Annotated in this window: 8 protein-coding genes; 4 read left to right on the forward strand and 4 right to left on the reverse strand. The window is 72.2% G+C overall.

What is annotated here, in order from left to right; genetic code table 11:
• Positions 1-18: 18 nt before the first annotated feature.
• The 3 genes from AC3DEV_RS02840 to AC3DEV_RS02850 are packed head-to-tail and all read right to left on the reverse strand — an operon-like array spanning position 19 to position 2127.
• Positions 19-531 (reverse strand): dihydrofolate reductase, encoded by a 513-nt coding sequence (locus AC3DEV_RS02840; RefSeq protein ID WP_488371221.1) that lies wholly within the window; start codon positions 529-531, stop codon positions 19-21.
• A 17-nt stretch (positions 532-548) separates the two neighbouring features.
• A complete protein-coding gene (locus AC3DEV_RS02845; RefSeq protein WP_488371222.1) occupies positions 549-1349 on the reverse strand; it encodes a thymidylate synthase in 801 nt (266 codons plus the stop codon).
• A 28-nt stretch (positions 1350-1377) separates the two neighbouring features.
• Positions 1378-2127 (reverse strand): 3'(2'),5'-bisphosphate nucleotidase CysQ, encoded by a 750-nt coding sequence (locus tag AC3DEV_RS02850; RefSeq protein ID WP_488371223.1) that lies wholly within the window; start codon positions 2125-2127, stop codon positions 1378-1380.
• Positions 2128-2193: 66 nt separating this feature from the next.
• Between AC3DEV_RS02850 and AC3DEV_RS02855 the strand changes: the two genes are divergently transcribed.
• The 4 genes from AC3DEV_RS02855 to AC3DEV_RS02870 all read left to right on the forward strand — a co-directional run bounded on the left by AC3DEV_RS02855 (position 2194) and on the right by AC3DEV_RS02870 (position 9594).
• Positions 2194-6957 (forward strand): ATP-dependent helicase, encoded by a 4764-nt coding sequence (locus tag AC3DEV_RS02855; RefSeq protein ID WP_488371224.1) that lies wholly within the window; start codon positions 2194-2196, stop codon positions 6955-6957.
• A 94-nt stretch (positions 6958-7051) separates the two neighbouring features.
• The gene (locus tag AC3DEV_RS02860) at positions 7052-7963 is read left to right on the forward strand and encodes a cation diffusion facilitator family transporter (RefSeq protein WP_325767438.1); all 912 of its coding nucleotides are present in this window, start codon (positions 7052-7054) and stop codon (positions 7961-7963) included.
• Positions 7964-7966: 3 nt separating this feature from the next.
• Positions 7967-8842: a DNA-formamidopyrimidine glycosylase family protein gene (locus AC3DEV_RS02865; protein ID WP_488371225.1), complete on the forward strand. Its 876-nt coding sequence runs from the start codon at positions 7967-7969 to the stop codon at positions 8840-8842.
• Positions 8839-9594 (forward strand): SDR family oxidoreductase, encoded by a 756-nt coding sequence (locus tag AC3DEV_RS02870; RefSeq protein ID WP_132061553.1) that lies wholly within the window; start codon positions 8839-8841, stop codon positions 9592-9594. Before AC3DEV_RS02865 ends, AC3DEV_RS02870 begins: the two co-directional genes overlap by 4 nt.
• A 69-nt stretch (positions 9595-9663) precedes the next feature.
• Here the strand turns inward: AC3DEV_RS02870 and AC3DEV_RS02875 are convergent.
• Positions 9664-11323 (reverse strand): HNH endonuclease (locus tag AC3DEV_RS02875; RefSeq protein WP_488371226.1); only part of this gene is annotated, 1660 nt, incomplete at its 5' end.

The raw sequence follows: 11323 nt of genomic DNA on the forward strand, positions 1-11323 counted from the left end.
GGCGCGGTCCCGACCGGTTCAGCGCTGCCGGCGGCGCCACACCGTGTGCCGGTGCCGTACCTCGTCGTCGTACCCCTCCACCCGACTCCGCGGATCGGTGATCCACTCACCGACCTCGACCAGCTCCCAGGCGTCGTCCAGTTCGGGCGCCAGCACGGTGCCCGGCGCGTCGGCGTCGATCTCGGTGACCAGACACTCGTCCGCGGCGGACAGCGCCGCGGCGTAGATCTGGCCGCCGCCCATCACCGCGGCCTCCGGGCCCGCGAGCTCCAGGGCGCGCTCCATGGACCCGGCGCGCTCGGCGCCGTCGGCCGACCAGTCGGCGTCCCGCGTGCACACGACGTTGCGACGGCCGGGCAGGGGGCGGAACCGCTCCGGGATCGACTCCCACGTCGCACGGCCCATCACCACGGGACGCCCGACGGTGGCCTGTTTGAAGAACGCGAGGTCCTCGGGGATGTGCCACGGCATGTCGCGGCCGTCACCGATCACCCCGCCGCGGGCCTGCGCCCACACCATCCGCACGGTCACCGCAGCCGTCCGCCGGATCAGACCGCGACCGGGGCCTTGATGCCCGGGTGGTGCTCGTAGCCGATGACCTCGAAGTCCTCGAAGGTGTAGTCGAAGATCGACGGGGCGCGGTTCAGCCGCAGCTCGGGGTAGGGGTACGGCTCCCGCGAGAGCTGTGTGCGGACCTGCTCGACGTGGTTGTCGTAGATGTGGCAGTCGCCGCCGGTCCAGATGAACTCGCCCACCTCGAGTCCCACCTGCTGCGCCACCATGTGGGTGAGCAGGGAGTAGGAGGCGATGTTGAACGGCACGCCCAGGAAGAGGTCGGCGCTGCGCTGGTACAGCTGACAGCTGAGCTTGCCGTCGGCCACGTAGAACTGGAACAGCAGGTGGCAGGGCGGCAGGGCCATCTCCGACAACTCGCTGACGTTCCACGCGGACACGACGTTGCGCCGCGAGTCCGGGTCGGCCCTCAGCAACTCGACGGCCGCGGCGATCTGGTCGATGTGGGCGCCGTCGGGGGTCGGCCACGAGCGCCACTGCACCCCGTACACGGGCCCCAGTTCACCGTCGGCGTCCGCCCACTCGTCCCAGATCGTCACGCCGTTCTCGCGCAACCACCCGACGTTCGAGTCGCCGCGCAGGAACCACAGCAGCTCGTATGCCACCGACTTGAAGTGGACGCGCTTGGTGGTGATCAGCGGAAACCCCTGCGCGAGGTCGTAGCGCAGCTGGTGGCCGAACAGGCTGCGTGTGCCCGTGCCGGTGCGGTCCGCCTTGGGGGTGCCCTGCTCCAGGACCAACCGGAGCAGGTCCTCGTACGGGGTGGGGACGGTCATGGCGCTCAAGTCTACTCAAGCTTTCTGTTCACGCCGTCCAGACCGGGTGCCCCGCCGTCACGGCGAGCACCTTCTCGGTGAGATCGGGGCGGCACACCAGGATGTCGGGGGAGTAGGTGTCGGACTTGTTGAACTCGAGGGGCGACCCGTCGATCCGGGAGGCGTGCAGGCCGGCGGCGAGCGCCACGCCGACGGGCGCCGCCTGGTCCCACTCGTTCTGGCCGCCGGCATGGAGATAGACATCGGCGTCGCCGAGCAGGACGGAGAGCATCTTGGCGCCGGCCGACCCCATCGGCCGCACGTGCAGCCCGAGCTCGTCGGCGACCTCGTGGATCCCGGCGGGCGGGTTGTTGCGACTGATGACCATGGTCCCCGAGCTCGGGCCGTCGACGTGGTCGACCTGGTCCGACCGGAACACCCGGCCGGCGTCGGGGAGTCCGACGGCGGCGACGGTGGGCCGGCCGTCGACGACGAGCGCGACGTGGACCGACCAGTCCGACCGGCCGGTGGAGAACTCCTTGGTGCCGTCGATCACGTCGATGATCCACACCCGTGACTTGGCGAGGCGGCTGCGATCGTCGGCGACCCCCTCCGAGAGGATCCCGTCGTCCGCTCGGTGCACGGCGAGTACCTCGCCGGTCCAGTCCTCGGCGACGTCGTTCGCCACACGCGCGAGCGAACGTCCGTGCAGCAGGCCGCCCGCGCGGGTGCCCCGGACGATGTCCCCGATGCCGGTGGCGAGGTGGGAAGCCAGGTCGTGGTCGTCGAGATCGCGCATGAGCACACTCTACGGAGCCCCGTCCGTGTCACGGCGTGTGTCGTAGCCGTACGACATCATGTGTTCATGTCCGTCGCCCTGGACCGGTTCCACCCGGCCACCGCCTCCTGGTTCCGTGGTGCGTTCGGCGCGCCCACCGCCGCGCAGTCCGGCGCGTGGGCGGCCCTCGCGGGCGGTGCCCACACCCTGGTCGTCGCACCGACGGGCTCGGGCAAGACGCTGTCGGCGTTCCTCGCCGCGCTCGACGGACTGCTCCTGGGCCCGGCCGAACCCGACCCGGGCAGTGCGGCCGGGAGTGCCCGCGCGTCCGGGCCCGGCACCCGTGTCCTCTACATCTCCCCCCTCAAGGCGCTGGCCGTGGACGTCGAGCGCAACCTCCGGGCGCCGCTGGCGGGGATCGCCCGGGAGGCCGCGGCGCTGGGCACGGAGACGCCGGAGGTGACCGTGGGGATCCGGACCGGTGACACCCCGCCGGACGAGCGACGCCGCCAGCGGGCCAGGCCTCCGCACATCCTGGTCACCACGCCCGAGTCGCTGTTCCTGCTCCTGACCTCGGCCGCCCGCGAGACCCTGACGGACGTGGACACGGTCATCATCGACGAGATCCACGCGGTCGCCGGCAGCAAACGCGGGGCGCACCTCGCGCTGAGCCTCGAGCGTCTGGACGAGCTGCTCGACGCGCCCGCGCAGCGGGTGGGGTTGTCGGCGACGGTCCGGCCGCACTCCGAGGTGGCCCGCTTCCTGGCGGGTGAGCGCCCGGTCACCGTGGTGGCGCCGCGGTCGGACAAGAGCTTCGAGCTGTCCGTGCGGGTCCCGGTGGAGGACATGACCGACCTGTCCTCGGCCGCCCCGGATGTGTCCGCACCAGCGGGCACGCCGGGGCAGGGGTCGATCTGGCCGCACGTCGAGCGGCAGGTGGTGGACCTGGTCACCGCGCACCGCTCGACGATCGTCTTCGTCAACTCCCGTCGCCTGGCCGAACGGCTCACCGCCCGCCTCAACGAGATCTACGCCGAGGACACCGACCCCGGGTCCCTGCCCGAGCCCCCGGCCCGACCGCCAGCGCAGGTGATGGTGCCCTCGGAGGTCACGCGGGGCGCACCGCCGGAGTTGGCGATGGCGCACCACGGGTCGGTGTCCAAGGAGCGCCGGGCGCTCATCGAGGACGCGTTGAAGTCGGGCCGGCTCCGGGCGGTGGTGGCCACGTCGTCCCTCGAGTTGGGGATCGACATGGGGTCGGTGGACCTGGTGGTGCAGGTCGAGTCACCGCCGTCGGTGGCGTCGGGGCTGCAGCGCGTCGGCCGTGCCGGTCACCAGGTCGGTGAGGTCTCCCGGGCGGTGGTGTTCCCCAAGCACCGTGCGGACCTGGTCCACAGCGCGGTGACCGTGGAGCGGATGCTCGCCGGTGCGATCGAGGAGTTGTCGGTCGTCGCCAACCCCCTCGACGTCCTGGCCCAGCAGACGGTGGCGGCGTGTGCGCTGGAGCCGATCGACGTGGAGGAGTGGTTCTCGGCCGTCCGGCGCACGGCCCCGTACCAGGGGCTGCCGCGGTCGGCGTTCGAGGCCACGCTCGACATGCTCGCCGGCAAGTACCCGTCGGCGGACTTCGCGGAATTGCGGCCGCGCCTGGTCTGGGACCGCGACGCGGGGACGCTCACCGGCCGCCCCGGCGCCCAGCGGCTGGCCGTCACCTCGGGCGGTACGATCCCGGACCGCGGACTGTTCGGCGTGTTCATGGTGGGGGAGAAGGCCACCCGCGTCGGGGAGCTGGACGAGGAGATGGTCTACGAGTCCCGCGTCGGTGACGTGTTCGCGCTCGGGGCCTCGAGCTGGCGCGTCGAGGAGATCACCCATGACCGGGTGCTGGTCACCCCCGCGCCCGGCGGCACCGGTCGGCTGCCGTTCTGGCTCGGTGACGACCAGGGTCGGCCCGCCGAGCTCGGCCGCGCGCTGGGCGGTTTCCTGCGGGAGGTCGCGGGCGGCACGGACGCGGAGGCCACCGCCCGGCTGGACGCCGCCGGCCTGGACGCCAACGCCGCGACCAATCTCCGGCGCTTCCTGTCCGAACAGCGCGAGGCCACCGGTCATGTACCCAGCGACACCACGCTCGTCGTGGAGCGTTTCCGCGACGAGGTCGGCGACTGGCGGGTGGTGCTCCACTCGCCGTTCGGGGCGCGGGTGCACTGGCCGTGGGCGGAGGCCGTGCGCGCCCGGCTCGCCGCCGCGCACGGATTCGACGCGGTGCCGGTGGTGTCCGACGACGGCATCATCCTCCGGGTACCGGACATGGGCGACGACGGCGAGGTGAGCGCACGCCCGGGAGCCGAGACGTTCGCCATCGGGGCCGAGGAGGCGGTGGACCTGGTCACCCGGCACGTGGGCGGGTCCGCACTGTTCGCCTCCCGCTTCCGTGAGTGTTCCGCGCGCGCCCTGCTGTTCCCCCGGCTCGACCCCGGCCGGCGGGCGCCGTTGTGGCAGCAGCGGCAGAAGTCGGCGCAGCTGCTCGACGTCGCGCGCCGCTACCCGGACTTCCCGATGATCCTCGAGGCGGTGCGCGAGTGTCTGCAGGACGTCTACGACGTCCCCGCGCTCGAGCGGATCCTGACCGAGATCGAGTCGCGCACCGTGCGGATCGTCGAGGTGGACACACCCGGTGCCTCGCCGTTCGCGCAGTCGCTGCTGTTCGACTACGTCGGGGCGTTCCTCTACGAGGGCGACTCCCCGTTGGCGGAGAAGCGGGCGGCGGCGCTCGCGATCGACCCGTCGCTGCTCGGTCAGCTCCTCGGTCGCGTCGAGTTGCGTGAGCTGCTCGACATCGAGGTCCTGGACTCGATCGAACGGCGGCTGCAGCACCTCGAGCCCGATCGCGCCGCCCGCGACGCCGAGGCCGTGGTCGATCTCCTGCGCCTGCTGGGCCCGCTCACGGTGGAGGAGGTCGCGGCCCGGTCCGCCGACCCCGACGCCGCCCCCGCCTGGCTCGCCTCCCTGGCCGAGGCGTGGCGCGTGGTCACCGTCGAGCACTCCGGCCGGACGTGGTGGGCCGGCGTCGAAGACGTGTCCAGACTCCGCGACGGGCTGGGTGTCCCGCCGCCGCCCGGGGTGCCGTCGGCGTTCCTCGGCGATGTCACCGACCCCCTCGGCGAGCTCGTCCGGCGCTACGCGCGTACCCACGGCCCGTTCACCGTCGACGCGGTCGCCGAGCGTTTCGGGCTCGGGGTGGCCGTCGCCCGCGGCGTTCTCGATCGGCTCACCTCCTCCGGGGTGCTGTTGGCCGGTGAGTTCCGTCCGGGCGCGACGGGCCCCGAGTGGTGCGACGCCGAGGTCCTGCGGCACATCCGTCGCCGCTCGCTCGCCGCATTGCGATCGCAGATCGAGCCGGTCTCGCACTCCGCGCTGGGCCGCTTCCTGCCCGGCTGGCAGAGCCTCGGCAGCGGAGCAGGTGCGGGCACAGCGGCCGGCGCCGAGTCGGGCGCCGAGTCCGGCGTGGACGGGGTGCTCGCCGTGGTCGAGCAGCTCGACGGACTCGCGGTGCCCGCCTCCGCTCTCGAACCGCTGATCCTGGCACCCCGGGTGCGGGACTACTCACCGACGATGCTCGACGAACTCCTGGCCGGGGGAGAGGTCATCTGGAGCGGGCGCGGTCGGGCGGGCTCACGCGACGGCTGGGTCTCCCTGCACCCGGCCGATTCGGCCGGTGCGACCCTGCCCCTCGATCGACCGCAGCCGGAGGGGCCGGTCCACCTCGCCGTCGTCGATTCCCTGCGCGGCGGCGCCCTGTTCTTCCGCGACATCGTCGCCAAGGTGAAAGACGCGGCCGACACCGTGCCCACCGACACCGCGCCTACAGACCCCGTGCCCACCGACCCCGTGCCACCCATCACCGAGGCCGCGGTCCGCGACGCACTGTGGGACCTCGTGTGGGACGGGGTGGTCACCAATGACACCCTCGCGCCGCTGCGCGCGGTGTTGGCCGGCGGTGGTTCGTCGGGGTCGGGGACCGCGCACCGTTCGTCCCGGACCTCCGCCCGGCCCCGCCGTGCCCGGCTGGGCAGGACGACCATGGCCCAACTGAACGGCGCCGTCGCCGCGGGGACGAGGACGCCCCCCGTGCTCGCCGGCCGCTGGTCGCTGGTGCCGGAGCCGGTCACCGACGCGACGCTGCGTGCTCACGCCTGGGCCGAGACATTGCTACTGCGTCATGGTGTGGTCACGCGGGGCGCGGTGGAGGCCGAGGAGATCCCCGGCGGGTTCGCGGCCGTGTACAAGGTACTGGCGCAGATGGAGGACTCGGGCCGCTGTCGGCGCGGGTATTTCGTCGACGGCCTCGGTGCCGCCCAGTTCGCCGCCGGCAACACCACCGATCGGCTGCGGACGTTCGACGACACCGCGGACGACGCCCACTGGCCATCCGGTGCGGACGAGCCCGCCGTTCGGGTCCTCGCCGCGACCGACCCCGCCAACCCCTACGGGGCGGCTCTGCCCTGGCCCTCCGCACGCACGACCGGTGACGGGGCCGCGGGTGGCGAGGGCACGGGGAACGGGTCCGGACACCGCCCCGGTCGCAAGGCGGGAGCTCTGGTGGTGCTGGTCGACGGCGTGTGTGTGCTGTTCGTCGAACGCGGCGGGCGAACCGTGCTGGTCCTCGACGACCGCGCCGGTGCCGTCCCGGCCGCTGCGACGGCGCTCGCCGGAACCGTGAAGTCCGGCGCGGTCGGCGCGCTCACCGTCACCACCCTCGGTGGCGAGCCCGTCCACACCTCGTCCCATGCCGCGGCGTTCGAAGCCGCCGGCTTCGGCATCACTCCCAAGGGGCTGCGGATCCGCCGCTGAACGTCCGCATCTTGAGTCGGCCACATCTTGAGTCGGCCACGGCGAATAGTTAGAATATGCGCATTAGTGCATGTGTTGGAAGGGGTGTTGTCGAATGGGTGCGGGCCATTCCCATGGTCGTCCCTCCGGCCACGCCGGTGGGCGATACCGGGCGCGCCTCGGGGGTGCGTTCGCCCTGACGGCGGCGTTCTTCGGGGTCGAACTGGTCGCCGGCCTGGTCTCCGGCTCCCTCGCCCTCCTCTCCGACGCCGGCCACATGGGCGCGGACGTGGTGGCACTTGGCGCGGCCCTCCTGGCCACGGTGGTCGCCACCAGGCCCGACGCATCAGGCCGCCGGACGTTCGGCCACTACCGCGTGGAGATCTTCGCCTCCGGCCTGGCGGTGCTCATCATGCTCGGCATGGGCGTGTACGTCCTGATCGAGGCCGTCGGTCGGCTCGGCTCCGACGCCTCCGTCGCCACCGGGACGATGCTCGTCGTCGGCGCGCTGGGACTCGTCATCAACGTCATCTCCCTGCTGTTGTTGCGCAGCGGGTCCGACGAGAGTCTGGCAGTGCGTGGCGCGTACCTCGAGGTGCTCGCCGATGCGGCAGGGTCCGTCGGTGTGATCGTGGCGGCGCTGCTCATGCGGGCGACCGGGTCGACGGTGTGGGACCTGATGGTCGCGGTGGCGATCGCCGTGTTCATCGTGGTCCGCGCGGTGGTGCTCGGACGGCAGGTGGTCGCGGTCCTCGCCCAGCACGCACCCGTCGGCGTCGATCCGGTGGAGGTGGAGGCCCAGCTCGGAGCCCTGCGTGACGTCGAGGAGGTCCATGACCTGCACCTGTGGACACTGACCTCGGGAATGGACGTGGGTACCGTGCACCTGGTGGTCGACCCGGTCGCAGATCACTCAGAGGTGCTCGGCGAGGCTCGGCGCGTCCTCCTGGAGGAGCACGGGATCGAGCACGTGACGGTGCAGATCGAGACCGCCGGGGTCGTCGGTTGCCGCGAACTGGGGTGGTGAACCGTGCCCGAGGGTGATTCGGTGCACCGGGCTGCGGCGCGGGTCCGCGAGGCCCTCGTCGGGCGGACCCTGGACAGGAGTGAGCTCCGTGTGCCGAGGTTCGCTGCCGTCGATCTCACGGGCAGGTCGGTGGTGACGGCCCGGTCCCGGGGGAAGCACCTCTTCGTCGTCGTCGGCCCCGACGCTCAGGGCCGTGACCCCGTCACCCTCCACATCCACCTCAAGATGGAGGGCCGCATCCACGTCCTGCGTGCGGGGGACCGGTGGCGGTTCCCCGCGCACACCGTCCGGCTGCTCCTGCGTGCCGGCGACGTCGAGGTGGTGGGCACGGAACTCGGACTGCTCCGCGCACTGACCCCCGCCGAGGCCGACCGCGCCGTCAGCCACCTCGGGCCCGATCTCCTCGGCGCGGACTGGGACCCGGTGACGAGCACTGACGAGGTCGTGCGGCGGATCGGCGAGCGGCCCGCCCGTACGATCGGCGAGGCGTTGCTCGACCAGCGCAATCTGGCCGGGATAGGGACCGTCTACCGGGCGGAACTGTGTTTCCTACGCGGGGTGGACCCGCGGGATCCCGTCGAGGTCGTGCCGGACCTCCGTGCGATGGTCACACTGGCGCGGCGGATGCTGGTGGCCAACGCCGACCGCACAGTCCGGGTGACGACCGGCGACACACGGCGCGGGCGCGAGCTGTGGGTGTACGGCCGCGACGGCAAGCCGTGCCGCCGGTGCGGGACCGAGGTGGAGACGTTCCGTCTCGGAGGGCTCGCGGACCCGGACGAACCGAGCGACTCCCTGGATCGCATCGCCTACCGTTGCCCGTCCTGCCAGCCGCGTCGTGCCACACTGGGCGCATCGCCAACGGAGGAGAACTCGTGACCGACCGCAAGACGATTCTGATCACCGGTGCCAGCTCTGGCCTCGGGGAGGGAATGGCCCGCCGCTGGGCCGCGCAGGGGAAGAATCTCGCGCTGTGCGCGCGGCGCCTGGACCGCCTGGAGGAGCTCCGTGCCGAACTGCTGGCGGCGAATCCCTCGATCACGGTGGCGGTTCGCGAGCTCGACGTGGCTGACGGCGACGCCGTGGAGCGGGTGTTCGGCGAGCTGGACGCCGAGCTCGGCGGCATCGACCGGTTCGTACTCAACGCCGGGTTGGGCAAGGGCGCCTCGATCGGCACGGGGAAGGCGCACGCCAACCGGGAGACCGCGATGGTGAACGTGGTGGGCACGCTGAACCAGGCAGAGGCGGCGATGGAGCGGCTCTTCACTCGAGGTGAGGGGCACCTGGTGTTCATCTCGTCCGTGAGCTCGTTGCGCGGCATGCCGAAGGCGCAGAACACCTACGGCGCGACCAAGGCGTTCGTCTCGGCCCTGGCGCAGGGCCTGTACGCCGAGCTCGACAGTGCCGGTAGCCGGATCAAGGTGACGGACATTCTCCCGGGGTATATCCGCACGGACATCAACCGGTCGGTGAAGACCGCGTTGATGACCGAGTTCGACGAGGGCGTCGACGCGCTGGTCAAGACGATCGACGCCGAGCCCACCCGCGCGCTGGTTCCCGCCAAGCCGTGGAAGGCGATCGGCCCGCTGCTGACGCTCCTGCCCGAGAAGGTCAGCCGCCGCTTCGTCTGACCCACTGGTGGCCCCACCCGGGCCCCGACGAGGGCCGCGCCGGTCATGCCCGGCGCGGCCCTCGTGGTGTCAGAAGGGTGGCGGGTCGATGAGTTCGTCGAGGCGTTCGTGGAGTAGGGCGCGGATGCCTTTTTCGATGTCGCTGTGGTGGGGTTTGTTGCGGGCCCACCAGCGGCTGGCGCTCTCTGGGGTGGCGCTGGCGGGGGTGGCTTTCTCGGGCGTGGTGTCGGTGGCCGCGCCGGTCGTGGCGCTGGCGCTGGTGGCGTCCGTGCCTGTGCCGTTCCCGGCGGCCGTGCCGGTCCCAGGAGCGGGCGGGGTGGGGTCGTAGGCGCGGGTGCGTTCGGCGTTGCGGCGTTCGGTGCGGTGGCGGGAGGCGCGGCGGGACCAGAACGTCGGCTCGGCGTCGGCCTGCTCGTCGCCGGTGGGGTCGGGGCTGCGGCGTTGCTGCCGGGTCCACGCCTCGGTTTCGGCGCGGGCCTGTTCACGCCGGTACTCGGCCAGCGGGCCGGAGGGTCGGGTGAGCATGGTCGAACCGTCCGGGGTGCGCACGGTCAGGGTGCCGTCGGGCTGCAGTTCGTAGATCCAGTCGGAGAAGGTCTTGAACCGGTGATGGCGGCGGCACATCGCCGCCAGGTTGGCCTCGATGGTGTGCCCGCCCCGACGGGGGTCGGCGTGATCAAACGGCACCACATGATCCAGATCACAGGCCTCGGCGGGGATCGCGCAGCCGGGGTGGCGGCAGGTGCCGTCCCGCAGCCGGATCCGGCGGGCCAACTGGGCGCTGGGCCGGTATTTCAGGGCGGCCCGGGAGTCGTCGGCGGCCCCGATGCGCGGGTCGATGGGCTCGAAGGTGGCCCCGTCGCTGGTGGCGAGCATGTCCAGCAGGGCCTGCAGGGCGGCCTGGCCGGTGCGGGTGAACTCCACCCGGGCGCCGCCGGCGTCGCGGGCGGTGTTGCCGGTGGCGATGACGGTGACCTTCGGCCGCAACGCCACCCCGGCACCAGGCGCGCCCGACCGGCCGGAGCGGGCAGAGGTGCCAGCAAGGCCGGCATCGCCGCACACCAGGGACATCAGGGCGTCGGCGCGCCGTTCGGCGATCGAGTAATCCTCGACCTCGCCAGCGGCCGCGCGATCGCCCGCGCCGCCGGCGCCGGGGTCGGCGGTGTCGACTTGGGCGTTGGCGGCGGCTTGGGCGTCGGCGTACTTGTGGTCTTTCACGCGTTGGTCGAGGGCCTCGGCCAGGACGGCCGCTTCCTCGGTGGCCAGGATCGCCGACACACTCGACATGCCATCGACGCCCTTATGGAACCGCACCCCGCGGGTGCGGGCCGCTTCCTGACGGCGCAGGCGGATCCCGTTGGCGTCGTAGCGGGCGATGATCGCATCGACGTTGCCGCGGATGGCTTTCTCGCCCAACCGCACCCCGCCCTCGATCGCGGCGAGATACTCCTCGACGACCTGCCGCTGCACCGCCTCGAGCACATCGACGTGGACGGTGGCCATCTGCGAGGCCAGGATCTTCGCGGCCTGCAGATCCAGCCGCCCCTGCGTCATCGCGGACAGGATCGCCGGATACCGGGTGTGCAGATCGAACGCGAAAGTGATCATCCGCTCGGCCCGCCTGGCTGAGATCGCCATCGCCGACACCACGTACCCGGCCGCGACATCGATCGGATCGAGCACCGCATGACCGGGCCGACACTCACCGCTGCCCGCCCCGGACTCTTCC

This window comes from Dietzia sp. IBK-p2-15D (assembly GCF_057773105.1).